The organism is Phenylobacterium sp. (assembly GCF_022402485.1).
GTDB lineage: Bacteria > Pseudomonadota > Alphaproteobacteria > Caulobacterales > Caulobacteraceae > Phenylobacterium.
In genome coordinates this window covers 1-14,523 of sequence record NZ_JAKRSA010000020.1, presented here as the reverse complement: position 1 = coordinate 14,523, position 14,523 = coordinate 1, and the positions used below count along the sequence as shown (strand labels likewise).

The following is a 14,523-nucleotide window of genomic DNA, read 5'->3' as shown; positions in this document are numbered from 1 at the left end:
CATTACGGCGCGACTCCCAAACTAGGGACCCCGGGCGCCCACGGAAAGCCTAGGCCTGCAGGAATACGGTGGGGATCAGCAAAAGACCGATGATCACCAGGATCAGGGCGGGCCATCGCCAGACCCCCATCCCGGCCCAACTGACCGCCAGGGCCGTCCCCCAGCGTTTGGGCCGGCGCTCTGCGCGGATCAGGCGCAGGGCATAGATCGCCACCCCGGACACGGACAGGCCCGTCAGCGCAAGCCCGAAGACAAACCAGATGATCTTCGTCGTCAGGCCGCCCCAGGTTCCAAAGTGCAAAGGATCAGCGGCCTCCGACAGCCGCTGATGCAGGTTCAGGTCGCCGCCATCGGTGGTCAGAACGACAGCGCCGGTCTCAGCCTGCGTCCAGACCGCATTGGCTCGGGCGCGCACCAGGATCGCCTCGTCCTGCCCGTGCAGGACAAACGCGCCGGAGTTGGCGGTGGGGAACATGATCCGCTCGATCCGCAGATCTGGATTGGCCCCCCTGGCGGCGGCCAGGGTCTGGGGCAGGCGAGCCGCAAGGCCCACCATGTCCTCGGCGCTGGCCTCGACCTTGGCCGAGGGCAGGTTCGGCGCTCGAAACGCCATTTCCTCGGCGAGGTACCAGAGCCCGGTGAGGATCATCAGCAGGACGAACCACAGGCTCCAAAGCCCGGCCAGACGATGAAAGTCGCCCAGGGCGGTCCGCAGATCATTGAGCCGGATGGGCTTCAAAAAGCCCCGCCACCATTTCTTGTAGACGACAAATGATGTGACCAGGCTCACCGCCATGAGGAACGACAGGGCCGAGACAATCGGCACCCCAATGGCCACCGGCATCATGAGATGGCGGTGCATGTTCCGCAGAATGCGTTGGGCACTCACCCAATGGCCATGGCCCTGCAGAGCGCCGGTGGTGGGATGGGCATAGACAAAGGACAGCCCCCCATCAGGGGCCTCCAGAATTGCCGCTGCCGCAAACCAGGGATCAATGGGGCCCTCCAGGCTGATCACCCGCCCTGCCCCCGCTTCCTCCGCCGCGGTCTGCGCCACCGCCGCCCAATTGACCTCGGCTCCGACGGTCGCGGGATCCACCCGCATGGCCGGTCGCAGGAGCCAGTCGATCTCATGGCTGAGGGTCGCCAGGGTCCCGGTGAGCAGAATGAAGCTCAACAGAATAGAGAACTTCATCCCCGCCCACTGGTGGACCTCCCACCAAAGGCGGGAGGACTTTTTCTTGGGGCGGGGCTTGGCCAGGCTGGCGCTATCCCGGTCGAGGGCTACCATTGCCGGGAGAGTTCGAGGAACACCGACCTCGGCTCGCCCGGAAAGTGACCGGTGCGGTCGATGAAGCCTGAGGCGGCGTAGTCCTCGTCCGTGAGATTGTCGATCCGCACCAGGGCCCGCCAGGGGCCGGCGGTATAGATGATCGAAGCGTCAAACACGAGGTAGGGCCGGACCTTCTGATTGGAGAGGGACCGGCGGACGTCCACATAGTCCCCCCCCAACGCCACGGCGAGGCCGAGCTCAGGGAACTGATAGCGGGTCCAGAAGCCGATCGTGTGCTCAGGGGCGTTGGCGAAGCGGTCGCCGACGCTATTGGTCAGGACCGTGCGTCCATTGTCGGCCGTGATGCGGGTGTCATTGTAGGCGTAGGACGCTGTCAGCACCCAGTCGCTGGTGATATCCGCCGCCAGGTCGAACTCCGCCCCTTTGCTGGTGATTTCGCCAAACGCCACCAGGTCATTGATCCCGTCGCCACGGACATCTCCCCGCGGATCAGCCTGCAGAATGTTGGTCCGGGTGATGTGATAGACCGCCGCCGAACCCTGCAGTCGACCGCCCATCAGTTCGCTCTTGAGGCCGGCCTCGTACATCTCGCCTTCGGTGGGCGCAAAAGGCCCCCCCGCCATCGGCGTCTGGCTTGAGGCCCCCTGGGGTTCAAAGCTCTGGGCCCACTGAGCATAGGCCGAGAGATCATCGCGGACGCGATAGACCAGACCGGCACGCCAGGTCAGGGCATCATCCTCGAAGCCGGCGGGGCCAGCCACGTCTTCAAAGCTGTCAAATCGCGCGCCCAGGGTTCCGATCAGCTTCCCGACCGTAGCTTCGTAAAGCAGATAGCCCCCAGCCCGGTCGGAGTCCGTCAGGGAGAGGGTATAGGCCGGAAGGCGATAGCTACTGACCGGCGTCACCCCATAGACCGGATTGACCAGGCTCAGCGGGGTCGGCGTAGTCGGCGTCGCCACAAACGTCCCGTTGACCCCCCGGCTCTGGAACGCCAGGGCGTTGGTGAACCAGTCGCCGCCGGCCAGCAAACGGCTATCCACCCCCGCCAGGTCGAAGCTCCAGATCAGGTTTGCCGCAGCAGACCAGTTGGACTGATCACGGACCTGGTCCCGATACTGGCGCCGAGACGTATCAAGCACCCCATCGCGGTTGGTGTCGGCCAGGCCAAAGGGTTCATGATATTTCTGGGTTTCCAGGCCCTCGGTGTAACGCAGCGCCGTGTTGATGCTCAGGGCGTCATTGACCTCAGCCTCCCAACTGGCCTGAACCACATTGGCTTCCAGCCGCAGGAAGTCGTCGGGTTCATTGTGGTTCCAACGGCGGTCGGCGAGGAAATGGCCGAGGTTGTCCGTCGGCACGCCCCGCAGGCGGTTGCCCGGCAGGTTCTGATCATAGTGGGTAGCCTGGAGGTTCAGCGCGCCCAGGGGCAGGTCGATCTTTAGACCGCCATCAAGGATCAGAACCTCTGAGCGGGCGCCGACCCGGGGGGTGTTCTGCGCCTCGTAGAAGACCCCCAGACGACCTGCCAGACCCGGAATGGGCAAAGCCCCTGTGGCCTCGACCGAGGCACCGTAGCGGGCTTCGGTCCCGACGATGGCGGCCGCCCGGGCCGAGAAGTCGTCGTCCGCCTTCTTGGTCACATAGTTGAAAAGCCCCCCAGGGGCGCCTGGCCCATAGAGCATGCCAGCAGGCCCCTTGAGGAATTCAACCTGGGCCACATTGAACAGCTGTGGGACGGAGAATCCCGCATAGGGGTCGCCCCGCAGGCCGTCAAAGAAGATCTCCTCCTGGCGGAAGCCCCTCGCGGTGACCCCGGCATAGGAGAAGAAGCTAACCCCAGAGATGTTCCGGTACAGGTCCTGGGCGTCACGGGCACCCTGGTCGGCGATCAGCTCGGCATTGATCACCTGCACCGCCTGGCTTGAGGCCAGCGGCGGGGTTGGCAAGCGTCCGGCCTGAACCTCCTGGGTCCGATAGAGTTGCTGCGCCCGACCCGTGACCACCACCTCGCTCACCTCGGAGACGGCGGTCTCCGCTTGGGCCTGAGCCGCCAAAGCCATGACGGCCGTGGCCGCCGAGATCATCAAAACCTGTCGCATCTTGTTCCCCGTCCCAGTCGCTTGTTGCGACCGCATCGCAATCGCACTGCTGCCCAAGAGGCTGGATCAAGGCAAGACAATTCTTGCGAACGCGTCGCATTTTTAGGAGGGGTAGGCGGGAAGGCACTTCAGATGTGGCCGCCCCCCATCAGACGTGGGTGCAGGTCGGCCAGACCCGGAGGGCGTCTTAGCTGTCGGCGGTCAGGCCCTGCTCTACCGCCAGGGCCAGGTCGAGGGCGCGGATCGCCTCAGATGCGGTGACAATCGGGCGCGGGGCTTCGCCTCGAACTGCGGCTAGAAAAGCCGCAATGCTGGCCCCCAGGGTGTCCTTGGCTTCGGGGGTCTCCGCGAAGTCGGGATTCAGGGGGAAGCCGGTCGTGTTGCGGAAGGCCCGGGTCAGGAAGTCGATCTCGACTTCCCCGGAGGGATAGACCAGCTTCATGGTCCGGCACCGGTCCTCGGCCACCCGAGACACATCAAACAGAGCGGTGAAGCCATCATCGAAGGTGACCTCCGACCGAGCCGTGTCCCAGGAGTCCGAGCGAAGGATCGTGCCCTCGCCTTCCGCCGTTACGGGCTCAGCCCGGGTCAGGGCCAGGGCCAGATCCAGATCATGGATCATCAGATCTAATACCACCGAGACATCCAGGCTGCGGTCTGACGGCGTGCCGTGACGCACCGCTTCCAGGCGTAGCGGCTGGGCTGGAATGTTAAACAGGCCCATGATCTGGAACAGCACCCGTTCCTGGTGACCGCAGGCCACCACAAGGTTCCGGCGGGCGGCTTCCTGCGCCACCGCCTCAGCCTTAGCCACGTCCACACCGATGGGCTTTTCGATATAGACGGGCTTGCCCGCCTTCACCGCCGCCAGGGCCTGTTCAGCATGCCAAGGGGCGGGCGAAGCCACCGTGACCACATCCACGTTTTCGAGAAACGCCTCAAGGGTCGGGAAAGCCCTGCCACCCAGGGGCATGGCCAGGGCTGCAGCCCGCTCCACATCGGGATCATAGACCCCCGCCAGGTCCACGCCTGGCAGACGTGCGTACTGACGGGCGTGATAGGCGCCAAAGACGCCAGCACCGATAACGCCGCCGCGCAGGGACTCGCTCATAAGACCTCCATGATCCTGCGCCGCCTAACATGATCCTGCGCGCTTGCGCCACAGGCTCAGACGGAGATCAGGACCAGGCGGTCGCCCCTGCGTTGGGCACCCTAGCGGGCCGCGAGCTCGGTCAGCACCGGCAAGGGTTCGGCGTCCTGATACTTGAAGCTGACCCGGGCGCCGGGCTCCACAGGGCCTTCGGCGAGAACGGTGGCATAGGCGCGGAACTCCTGGCGACCGGCTGGCTGGTCGCCTTCGACGCCCTCATGGTCGATGGACAGGGTGCGTCCGTCCAGGGCGGCAATCACGCCGACCCCGCTGAGTTCAGGCCCTGAGGGCGCGACCTCGGCGACGCTGGCGGCACCGCCAGAACCCGAGGCGTCAGAGCCCTGTCCGCAGGCGGCGAGGGCGAAGGTGGCGGCCAAGGCGGCAGCGGTCAGGACGGCTCTCATCGGGAATCTCCGGCAACGAACGAAGGGCCAGCATAGTCATCTTGTGTGTCTTGTGAACGACATGCCATTGGCCCGTCCAGGTTGAAGCGTTACAAGCAGGCCTCCACGCCCCCTTCCCGCCCGGAGCTATGCCGTGTCGCGCCTTTTCAGCGCCTATCTGATTGTCGACTGGAGCGCCGCGGCCAAACCCGGCACCGGGGCGGACTCCGTTTGGATCGGCGTCCTTAAGCGCGACGTGCGCTTTCGGATGTCCTTCGAGGCCCACAATCCCGCCACCCGGGGCGAGGCCGAGAAACTGATCGCAGCGACCCTGGATGATCTGAAGAAACGCGGCGAGCGGGCCCTGTTGGGGTTCGACTTCCCCTTGGGCTTTCCCCGGGGCTTCGCCGCCGGGCTCAACCTGGCCGGCGATCCGCCTTGGCGGGCGGTCTGGGATCAGATCGACAAGATGGTCAAGGACAAGGCCGACAACACCAACAACCGGTTCGGGGTCGGCTCAGAGCTGAACCGCCGACTGACCGGGGGCCCGTTCCCGTTCTGGGGCTGCCCGCCCAAGGACGCCCTGACCACCCTTCAGCCCAAGCGGACCAGGCCCCATGGCCCCGACGACCTGCCGGAATTCCGCCATGCCGACGAAGCGGCCAAGGGCGCGTCATCCATCTGGAAGCTCTATTACAATGGCTCGGTAGGGGGCCAGGCCCTGCTGGGAATCCCTGCGGTCAAGCGGCTGAAGCTCGCCCGGGGAGACGCCCTGCGGGTCTGGCCCCTGGAAACCGGCTTTGGCGCCCTGACGCCCGCCGCCCTCGAAGGGGTCGAAGTGATGGTCAGTGAGGTTTATCCCTCGCTGCTCAACATCAAGGCGGCACCAGGTGAGGTCAAGGATCTGGTCCAGGTGCGGGAAACCGCCGAACACTTTGCCAAGCTCGACGAGGCCGGCAAGCTGGCTGACCTGTTCGCCGCCCCCAAGGGCCTGGATGAGGCCGCCGTGGTCGCCGCCGAGCGGGAAGAAGGCTGGATCCTCGGCACCGGGCGCTGAGGCGTCCGTCAGAGCGGCTGGCGCGACAGGCGCCAGAACCGCGCTGACAACAGGCCCGCCGAAATCAGACTGGCCAGGATCACTGCCCAGACGAGGCCGGTGACCCCCATACCCATGGGCAGGGCCAGCCACCAAGCCAGGGGCATCATGATGATCACATAGCTGGTCAGGTGGGTGAAGGTGGGCATCCACACATCCCCCCGCGCCCGCAACGCCTGGGCGATCACCACCTGCAGGCCATCGGCCAGAAGAAACAGGCAAGACAATGCGAGCGCAGCGGCGGCCACGGCGATCACCTCGGTCTCCGTGGTGTAGGCCGCCGCGATCCAGGGGGCTGCCGGCCAGATGATCAGGGAGACGACGACCCCGAACACGGCGGTGACCGCGAACCCCACCATGGCGGCGCGGATGACGCCCTGGCGATCGCGGGCCCCGTAGGCGCTGCTCACCAGGACCGCGGTGGCGGCCGCCAGGCCCAGGGGGGCCATGAAGACCATGGAGATGACGTTGAGCACCACCGTCCAGGCGGCCAGGGCGAGGGTTCCGATCCATCCGGCGACAACATTCAGGGAGGCGAAGGCTGCCACCTCGAAGAAGTTGGACGCTCCAGCGCCATAGCCGATCTTGCGCTGCTCGGCTGCGGCGGCGCGATCCCGAGCGGGCTTGGTGAAGACACCAAGCGCCCGGGCCTCAGCCATTCGGATGATGTAGACCAGCAAGGCGATGGCCAGGAAGGCCCGGGCCATGAAGGTCGCCCAGGCGGCACCGACCGCCCCCATCTCCGGCAGCCCAAAGGCGCCGGGCACCAGCACCAGCAGGAAGGCCAGATTGACCAGATTGGCCAGCCACATGATCACCATGGCCGGCCCTGGCCGCGACAGGCCCTCCAGCCAGAAGCTGGCGGCGCAGGCCACCACATAGGTGGGCAGAGACAGGGCGAAGATGATCACAGGCCCGATGGACCCCTGGGCCAGGCTCGGCTCCAGGCCAATCCGCGTCAGGCCCCAAGGGGCCACCGCGACCAGAAAGATCATGGATGCCAGGCCGATCCAGCCGCCATAGATCAGGCCCCGCCGCAGGACCGCGCCACTCTCATGCCGCCGCCCTTCGCCCACGGCCCGGGCGGTCATCACCTGGACCCCGGTGAGCAGGCCGATGGCCATGGTGAGGATCACCGAGGTGGGTGCCCAAGCCATGGCATGGAACCCCAACTGCTCGGCGGAGTACCGACCGACGACAATGGCGTCCATCAGACCCATGGTCATGATGCCCAGGCGTGCGAGCACCACCGGCCCCGCCAGGGTCAGCAGCCGGCTCAGATCATGTCGGACCGCTTGAGCCCCGCCAAACGCAGGTGCGGCGGTCTGTGGTCCCTGGGACGTCAGATCGCCACCCGGCGGGCCAGGTCGACCCGGTCTTCCTTGAGCTTTTCAGCCACCAGGAAAGCGAGTTCGAGGGCCTGTTCCCCGTTCAGGCGCGGGTCGCAGTGGGTGTGATAGCGGTCGCCGAGGTCCCCTTCGGTCAGGGCGCGGGCCCCCCCGAGGCACTCGGTGACATTCTGGCCTGTCATCTCAAGATGGACCCCGCCAGGATGCACCCCTTCGGCCTTGGCGATCTCCACGAAGGACTTCACTTCCGAGAGAATGCGGTCAAAGGGCCGGGTCTTGTAGCCATTGGCCGCCGTCAGAGTGTTGCCGTGCATCGGGTCGATGGCCCAGACCACATTGCGCCCGCCGGCCTTGGTGGCCTGCATCAAACGGGGCAGGCGATCAGCGATCTTGTCATGGCCAAACCGCCCATAGAGCGTCAGGCGACCCGCCTCATTATGGGGGCTGAGCACATCGATCAGGCGTAGCAGCTCATCGGGCTCCAGGGTCGGGCCGACCTTGATGCCGACGGGGTTCTTCACCCCACGGCAGAACTCGATGTGAGCACCGTCCAGCTGACGGGTGCGTTCGCCAATCCACAACAGGTGCGCCGAGGTGTCATACCAATCGCCGGAGGTGGAATCGATCCGGGTCATGGCCTCCTCGAAGCCCAGCAACAGGGCCTCGTGGCAGGTGAAGAACTCGACCCGGTGCAGATCTGGATGGCTGTCAGGGGTGACCCCGATGGCCGCCATGAAGGTCAGGGCCTCGCTGATCTTCTCCGAAAGTTCCCGATAACGGGCACCCTGGGGGCTGTCGCTGACGAAGCCGAGGGTCCAGCGGTGGATGTTATAGAGGTCGGCATAGCCGCCGCCGGCAAAGGCCCGCAGCAGGTTCAGCGTCGAGGACGACTGGGAATAGGCCCGCAGCAGGCGCTCAGGATCCGGTGCCCGGGCCTCGGGCGTGAACTCCATGCCGTTGATGTTGTCGCCGCGATAGGAGGGCAGTTCCACATCGCCGATCTTCTCCACCGGGGACGAACGCGGCTTGGCGAACTGTCCCGCCATACGGCCCACCTTCACCACCGGCTTGCCGCCGGCAAAGGTCAGCACCACGGCCATCTGCAGGATCAGCCGGAAGGTGTCGCGGATATTGTCGGCGTGGAACTCCTTGAAGCTCTCGGCGCAGTCGCCCCCCTGCAGCAGGAAGGCGCGGCCCTCGGCCACGTCCCCCAGCAGGGATTTCAGACGACGGGCCTCGCCTGCAAACACCAGGGGCGGCATGCCACGCAGGGTCTGCTCGACCTGCAGGAGGGCCGCAGCATCCGGGTAGTCTTCCGGGATATGCTTGGCCGGCTTGGCGCGCCAGGAGGCCGGGTTCCAGTTGTCACTCATCAGTCACAGCTCCGCATCGTCCCCCATGGTCGAGGCGGCGGAGGCCCCGGGGACGAAAGTGCGGCCTTCTACTCCGAGATGGGGGGATAGGTCGATGCTCTGCGCGCAGCCGTAGAGGGGTTTGGTACCGTCTCCACTTTAGCCAGACGCTGGGCGGCGGCGGCGGAGACCACGGCCAGGGCCCCCAGGGCCAGCCACCACTCCTGCCAGACCCCGAAGCTGACGGCGGCAAAGGTGAGGTAACTCACCGCCGCCGCCGTACCGGCCACCGCGCCGAGGTCGGGGGTGCGGCGCTCCTGGCGATGAAAGATGGTCACCCAGAAGACGGTGGCTGCAGCGGCACCGATCACCCCAAGTTCCAGCCAGACCTGCAGGGCCGCGTCATGGGGATGCAGCCGGATGCCCGGGCCGAACATTCGGCTGGCGTCCAGGCCCCAGCCGCGCAGGGGCTTGTCGCTGATCCAGTCGACCGCAAAGCTCCAATAGTCCATGCGCATGCTCCAGGAGAGGCTGACCCGCTCCTGAATAAGGCCGTAAACACCCTGAGCTCGGAGCGCCCAGATCACCAACGGGGTGGCCAGGAAAAAGAACGCCGTCCCCACCCCAAGCACCCGGGGTGCCATGACCGGCCAGCGATAGACGGCGGCACCGGCCAGGCTGGCGGCGGCCAGGGCGATGAGCGGGGCGTCGGCATTCAGTCCGATGGCACCGGCCACCACGCCTGCGGCCATCAACACCGCCAGCTGCCACCAGCCCAGGCGCACCGCCGCCAGGGCCGCAGGCCCGAAGAGGACGGCCAGGACGAACACCCCCTGGGCCACATTGCGCACCGCAAGGTCCGGGCGGATCGGATCGGCGGTCGCCTGACGCAGGGCCTGATAGACCGCCGCCCCGGTCACGGCCTCAATGATCAGCATCGCCGCCAGGGCTGACATGCTCCACATGAAGACCACCATGGCCCAGCGCAGGACGCCGGCTTCGGCCCGGCGCACGGCGCTGTAGGCCGCCCAATACAGCAGGGCCTGGCAAACCAGCTTGACCGCATTGGAGGTCCAGGGGGACTCCGGCTCAAAGGGACTCCAGAGCATGGAACCCGCCGCCCAGATGACCAGGACGACCAGGGCCAGGGCTGCAGGGCGGTCGGCCTCGTGCATCTGCAAGGCCGGCAGGGTCAACAGCCCCACCAGGCTGAGCAGCGCCGCAAAGCCCAGGGGGCCGATCCAGGCCATGGGTCCGGACAGGGCGGCCGCGAAGACCAGCACCCAACCGCACCAGCGGGCGAAGCCAGGGCCCTCGATGAAGGACAGACCCTTTGTCACGCCACCGGGCCCAGATCCTGCGGGACATACTTCTCGCGCATGGTGACCAGTTCCTCTGCCAGGGTCGGGTGCACCGCGCAGGTGGAGTCCCACTGGGCCTTGGTGACGCCCATCTTCATGGCGATGGCGGCCATCTGGATGATCTCTGGACCATCGGAGGCCACCACATGGCAGCCCAGCAGCTTCTGGCTCTCCGCGTCCACCACGAGCTTGATCAGCGCCCGCTCCTCCCCGCCGGAGAAGGTATGCTTCATGGCCCGGAACCGGGAGAGATAGACATCCACCTTGCCATAGGCATGGCGGGCTTCGGCCTCGCTCAGGCCTACCGAGCCAATGGCCGGCTGAGAGAAGACCGCCGAGGCGACCAGTTCGTGGTCGAAGGTGGTGGGATTGGCGTAGAACTCGGTCTGGGCGAAGGCTGCCCCCTCGCGGATCGCCACGGGGGTCAGGTTGATGCGGTTGGTCACATCGCCAACGGCCCAGATCGACTCGACGTTTGTGCGGGAATAGTCGTCGACCGCGATGGCGCCGTCCTTCACCGCCACGCCGGCGGCTTCCAGCCCCAGACCCGCCACATAGGGTTCACGGCCAAGGGCAAAGAGCACCAGGTCAGACTCCAGTGCAGCCCCGGAAGACAGCCGGCTCACCAGCCCCGCAGGGGTTTTCTCCACCGCCTGATGCTGGCAGCCCAGCACGACCTTGATCCCCTTGCGGGTCATTTCCTCGGCCAGATGGGCCCGGACGTGGTCATCAAAGCCGCGCAGGATATTGGGGCCTCTGTGGACCAGGGTCACATCCACACCCAGCCCGTTGAAGATGCAGGCGAACTCCACGGCGATATAGCCACCGCCGGCGATGACCATGCGCTTGGGCAACTCGGTCAGGTGGAAGGCCTCATCAGAGGTGATCACATGCTCGATGCCGGGCAGGTCCTTGGGAACCCAGGGGCGACCACCCGTGGCAATCAGGATCTTACCGGCCGTGACGGTCTTGTCCTTGCCCACCAGCTCGACGGTATGGGCGTCTACGAGCCGCGCCTTGGCGTGGACCAGCTCCGCGCCGGCGTTCTGCAGGTTGGTGACATAGATCCCCGACAGCCGGGCGATCTCATTATCCTTTGCCCTAAGGAAGGTCGGCCAATCGAAGCTGGGTTCGGTGCCGAAGCTCCAGCCATAGGCCTGGGCGGTCTTGAAGTGGCCTGCATATTCGGAGGCGTAGACCATGAACTTCTTGGGCACGCAGCCGCGGATCACACAGGTACCGCCGACCCGGTCCTCCTCGGCCACAGCCACCCGGGCCCCGCTCATGGCCGCAAGCCTGGCGGCGCGCACCCCGCCGGAGCCGGCACCGATGACAAACAGGTCGTAGTCGTACTGGGCCACGCTCAGGTCACTCCGCTTCAAGGTTCGAGGGTGATGACGCCCTGGGGCGTCCCCACCAGGGCCAGGTCAGCCAGGTCGAGGAACAGGCCGTGATCGACCACGCCAGTAACGCTCTTGAGGGCATCGGCGAGGGCGGCTGGGTCTTCGATCCGACCGCAGGCCGCATCATAGATCAGGTTGCCCCCATCGGTGCGCACCGGAACGCCGTCGCGCAGGCGCAGGCGCGGGGCGACCCCCAGATCACATTCCGACAGGGCGTCACAGATTCGTAGGGCCGTGGTTTCGTGGGCGAAGGCCACAACTTCGATGGGCAGGGGGAACTGGCCCAGGGCGGGCACCTGCTTGGCGGCGTCAGCGATGACCACGCACCGGCGCGAAGCCTCCCAGACCAGCTTCTCCCGCAGAAGGGCTGCGCCGCCGCCCTTGATCAGGGACAGGGCCGGACCGATCTCGTCGGCGCCGTCCACGGTCAGGTCGATGGCCTTGATCGGCCCAAGCTCGGCAAGCCTCAAGCCCAGGCCCTGGGCCAGGACCGCCGTGGCCACCGAGGTGGCAACACAGGTGACGTCCAGCCTGCGGGCCGCCAGGGCCTTGACGAACCAGGCGGCAGTAGAGCCGGTGCCCAGGCCCACCACCATGCCGGCCTCGACCATCTCAGCGGCGGCCTCGCCAGCGGCCTTTTTCTGGGCGTCTGCGTCCATTGTGTTCCGTCTCAAGTCCGCCGCACGCCGGCGAAGGGCTCCGTTCTAGGTGCCTGAGGCGCGGAAGGCCACGCCCGAAAGGCACCAGGGATCAGCGCTTTTTGGGTCGTGCGGCCTTGGCGGCGCGGAAGCGGGCCGCCCAACCGGGCTTTTCCACCTGGGCGGCCCGCTCCAGGGCCAGGGCATCGGCGGCCACATCCCGGGTGATCACCGAACCTGAGCCCGTATAGGCACCGGCCCCAATGCGCACGGGCGCCACCAGGGCGGAGTTGGAGCCGATGAAGGCACCCTCCCCCACATGGGTCTCGAACTTGTCGAAGCCGTCATAGTTACAGAAGATCGTGCCGGCGCCGATATTGGCACCTGCGCCCACTGTCCCGTCCCCCAGATAGGCCAGATGATTGGCCTTGGCGCCGGGCCCGACCGTGACCTTCTTGACCTCGACGAAGTTGCCGATGTGCGCCTTGGCGCCGATCTGCGCGCCGGGCCGCAGGCGGGCATAGGGACCCACGAGCGCGTCCTCATCCACCTGGGCACCCTCAAGATGGCTGAAGGCCCGGATCACCGCGCCGGTGGCCACACTGACGCCGGGGCCAAAGACCACGAACGGTTCGATCCGGGCGCCCGGCGCAATCTCGGTGTCCCAGGAAAAGTGCACAGTGTCGGGCGCAGGCATGGCCACGCCCTCGCTGAGGAAATGCTGCCGGCGGCGCTGTTGGAAAACAGCCTCGGCCGCCGCCAGCTGGGCCTGGGAATCGGCCCCCATCACTGCGCTCTCGGGGGCGAAGGCGGCGCGGACCTGCACCTCGTCGGCCACGGCGATGGCCACCACCTCGGTGAGATAGTACTCGCCCTTGACGTTGGCGTTGCCGACCCGGGCCAGCCAGCCGAACAGCTGGGCCTTGTCGGCGGCCATCATGCCGGAATAGCAGGCCCGGACGTGGCGCTCCTCCTCGGTGGCGTCACGGGCCTCGACAATGCGGAGCACATGGCCATCAGCGCCGCGGATCAACCGGCCATAGAGGCCAGGCTCCGCCGGCTCGAACCCCAGCAGGGCCAGCCCCACCCCTTGCGCGCGCAGGGCGAACAAGGGCTCCAGGTCCTTGCCGGTCAGCAGCGGACAGTCAGCATTGGTGACCAGCACCTCGCCCTCGAAGTCGGCCAGGGCCTGGCCAGCGGCCAGTACCGCATGGCCGGTGCCCAGCGGCGGGTCCTGGACGGCGACCGCAGCCTCGCCCAGCCGCGCCACCACGGCCTGCCGGACCTCAGGGCTATGGGTTCCCACCACCACCACCACCCGCGCACATCCGGCGGCCTGCACGGCATCAATAGCCAGGTCGAGCATGGTGCGCCCGCCCACCCGGTGCATGACCTTGGGCGTCGGCGACTTCATCCGCGTGCCCTGGCCCGCAGCGAGGATGACAGCGGCGCGGGGTCTGGCGCTGGAGGTCATGGGCAGAGGTCCTTGGCGAGTCGACGACATTGCAATCATGGGGCGTTTAGCCGAAAGGGCGACAGGTTTCGACGTCTGGAGACGCTACCGCACATGTCCGCCCCTCCCTTGTCTGCGCCCCTCGACCTATCGGCCCTGGCCGGCGCGACCCTGGCCTTCGACCTCGACGGCACCCTGGTGGACACCGCCCCCGACCTGATCGGAACCCTGAACGTCATCCTGCAGGAAGAGGGTCACGGCCCCCTGCCCCTGGCCGAGGCGCGCCCCTTCATCGGCAAGGGCGCCCGCTGGCTGCTGCAACGGGGGTTCAGCGAGGCTGGCCATCCTATCGCTGAGGACGCCATGGGCGGACTCTTTGACCGCTTCATCGCCCACTATAACGCCCATATCGCCGACGCCAGCGCCCCCTTTCCCGGCATGGTCGGGGCCCTGGAGACCCTGCGGGGCGCCGGGGCGCGGCTGGTGGTCTGCACCAACAAGCGCACGGACCTCTCCACCAACCTCCTGGAGGCGCTGAACCTGGCCTCGCTGTTCGAGGCCATTGTCGGGGCCGACGCTGCCCCGGCCCAGAAGCCCGACCGTCGCCATCTGGAGACCGCCATTGCCCGGGCCGGTGGGCGACCGGACCACGCCCTGATGGTCGGCGACGCCGCCCCCGACGCCGGCGCCGCCCGGGCCGCCGGCATCCCCCTGATCCTGGTCAGCTTCGGCTATACCGAGGTCCCGGTGGCCGAGCTGGGCGCCGACATCCTCATCGACCACTATGACCACCTGCCCGGTGCCTGTTTGCAGCTACTGCCGGCTTGCCCCCGGCCAAACGAGACGCTATAGGGCCGTCCCTTCCGAGGGATGCGTAGCTCAGCGGGAGAGCACCTCGTTCACACCGAGGGGGTCACAGGTTCAATCCCTGTCGCATCCACCATT

Annotated in this window: 12 protein-coding genes and 1 tRNA gene; 3 read left to right on the top strand and 10 right to left on the bottom strand. The window is 66.8% G+C overall.

Translation table 11 applies throughout. From position 1 onward, the window contains the following. Positions 1-49: 49 nt before the first annotated feature. From MH112_RS07155 to MH112_RS07140, 4 genes are all read right to left on the bottom strand, one after another. The gene (locus MH112_RS07155) at positions 50-1,291 is read right to left on the bottom strand and encodes a PepSY-associated TM helix domain-containing protein (RefSeq protein WP_296565799.1); all 1,242 of its coding nucleotides are present in this window, start codon (positions 1,289-1,291) and stop codon (positions 50-52) included. Beyond that, complete coding sequence (locus tag MH112_RS07150) at positions 1,285-3,393, bottom strand: TonB-dependent receptor (protein WP_296565795.1); 2,109 nt, start codon at positions 3,391-3,393, stop codon at positions 1,285-1,287. The genes MH112_RS07155 and MH112_RS07150 overlap by 7 nt, the downstream gene beginning before the upstream one ends. Positions 3,394-3,580: 187 nt before the next feature. Then, positions 3,581-4,504 (bottom strand): Gfo/Idh/MocA family oxidoreductase, encoded by a 924-nt coding sequence (locus MH112_RS07145; RefSeq protein ID WP_296565792.1) that lies wholly within the window; start codon positions 4,502-4,504, stop codon positions 3,581-3,583. A gap of 101 nt (positions 4,505-4,605) precedes the next feature. Next, a complete protein-coding gene (locus tag MH112_RS07140; RefSeq protein ID WP_296565789.1) occupies positions 4,606-4,947 on the bottom strand; it encodes a copper-binding protein in 342 nt (113 codons plus the stop codon). A gap of 133 nt (positions 4,948-5,080) precedes the next feature. On the opposite strand from MH112_RS07140, the gene MH112_RS07135 reads away from it, so the two are divergent. Then, positions 5,081-5,983 carry a cobalamin biosynthesis protein CbiG gene (locus MH112_RS07135; protein WP_296565787.1) on the top strand — a complete coding sequence of 301 codons (903 nt, stop codon included), beginning with the start codon at positions 5,081-5,083 and terminating at the stop codon, positions 5,981-5,983. Between the two features lie 8 nt (positions 5,984-5,991). On the opposite strand, the gene MH112_RS07130 is transcribed toward MH112_RS07135, so the two are convergent. The 6 genes from MH112_RS07130 to glmU all read right to left on the bottom strand — a co-directional run bounded on the left by MH112_RS07130 (position 5,992) and on the right by glmU (position 13,599). Continuing rightward, complete coding sequence (locus tag MH112_RS07130) at positions 5,992-7,302, bottom strand: MATE family efflux transporter (protein ID WP_365786621.1); 1,311 nt, start codon at positions 7,300-7,302, stop codon at positions 5,992-5,994. A 62-nt stretch (positions 7,303-7,364) separates the two neighbouring features. Further along, a complete protein-coding gene (locus MH112_RS07125) occupies positions 7,365-8,744 on the bottom strand; it encodes a class II 3-deoxy-7-phosphoheptulonate synthase (RefSeq protein ID WP_296565784.1) in 1,380 nt (459 codons plus the stop codon). Positions 8,745-8,812: 68 nt separating this feature from the next. Then, complete coding sequence (locus MH112_RS07120) at positions 8,813-10,063, bottom strand: O-antigen ligase family protein (RefSeq protein ID WP_296565780.1); 1,251 nt, start codon at positions 10,061-10,063, stop codon at positions 8,813-8,815. Further along, positions 10,060-11,445, bottom strand: a complete 1,386-nt coding sequence (gene gor, locus MH112_RS07115) for a glutathione-disulfide reductase (RefSeq protein ID WP_296565777.1) — start codon at positions 11,443-11,445, stop codon at positions 10,060-10,062. Before gor ends, MH112_RS07120 begins: the two co-directional genes overlap by 4 nt. Positions 11,446-11,462: 17 nt before the next feature. After that, a complete protein-coding gene (gene rpiA, locus MH112_RS07110) occupies positions 11,463-12,146 on the bottom strand; it encodes a ribose-5-phosphate isomerase RpiA (protein WP_296565774.1) in 684 nt (227 codons plus the stop codon). Between the two features lie 91 nt (positions 12,147-12,237). After that, the gene (gene glmU, locus MH112_RS07105; protein WP_296565772.1) at positions 12,238-13,599 is read right to left on the bottom strand and encodes a bifunctional UDP-N-acetylglucosamine diphosphorylase/glucosamine-1-phosphate N-acetyltransferase GlmU; all 1,362 of its coding nucleotides are present in this window, start codon (positions 13,597-13,599) and stop codon (positions 12,238-12,240) included. Between the two features lie 93 nt (positions 13,600-13,692). Here glmU and gph point away from each other — a divergent pair, with 93 nt between their 5' ends. Continuing rightward, positions 13,693-14,430 (top strand): phosphoglycolate phosphatase, encoded by a 738-nt coding sequence (gene gph / locus MH112_RS07100; RefSeq protein WP_296565769.1) that lies wholly within the window; start codon positions 13,693-13,695, stop codon positions 14,428-14,430. 16 nt (positions 14,431-14,446) lie between these two features. Next, positions 14,447-14,521 (top strand) — tRNA-Val (locus MH112_RS07095). The last annotated feature ends 2 nt before the right edge of the window (positions 14,522-14,523 follow it).

Excerpts from the sequence above, each read along its gene's own strand:
- MH112_RS07155 (WP_296565799.1), bottom strand. The coding sequence starts at position 1,291 with ATGGTAGCCCTCGACCGGGATAGCGCCAGCCTGGCCAAGCCCCGCCCC.
- MH112_RS07150 (WP_296565795.1), bottom strand. The coding sequence starts at position 3,393 with ATGCGACAGGTTTTGATGATCTCGGCGGCCACGGCCGTCATGGCTTTG.
- MH112_RS07145 (WP_296565792.1), bottom strand. The coding sequence starts at position 4,504 with ATGAGCGAGTCCCTGCGCGGCGGCGTTATCGGTGCTGGCGTCTTTGGC.
- MH112_RS07140 (WP_296565789.1), bottom strand. The coding sequence starts at position 4,947 with ATGAGAGCCGTCCTGACCGCTGCCGCCTTGGCCGCCACCTTCGCCCTC.
- MH112_RS07125 (WP_296565784.1), bottom strand. The coding sequence starts at position 8,744 with ATGAGTGACAACTGGAACCCGGCCTCCTGGCGCGCCAAGCCGGCCAAG.
- rpiA (WP_296565774.1), bottom strand. The coding sequence starts at position 12,146 with ATGGACGCAGACGCCCAGAAAAAGGCCGCTGGCGAGGCCGCCGCTGAG.
- glmU (WP_296565772.1), bottom strand. The coding sequence starts at position 13,599 with ATGACCTCCAGCGCCAGACCCCGCGCCGCTGTCATCCTCGCTGCGGGC.
- gph (WP_296565769.1), top strand. The coding sequence starts at position 13,693 with ATGTCCGCCCCTCCCTTGTCTGCGCCCCTCGACCTATCGGCCCTGGCC.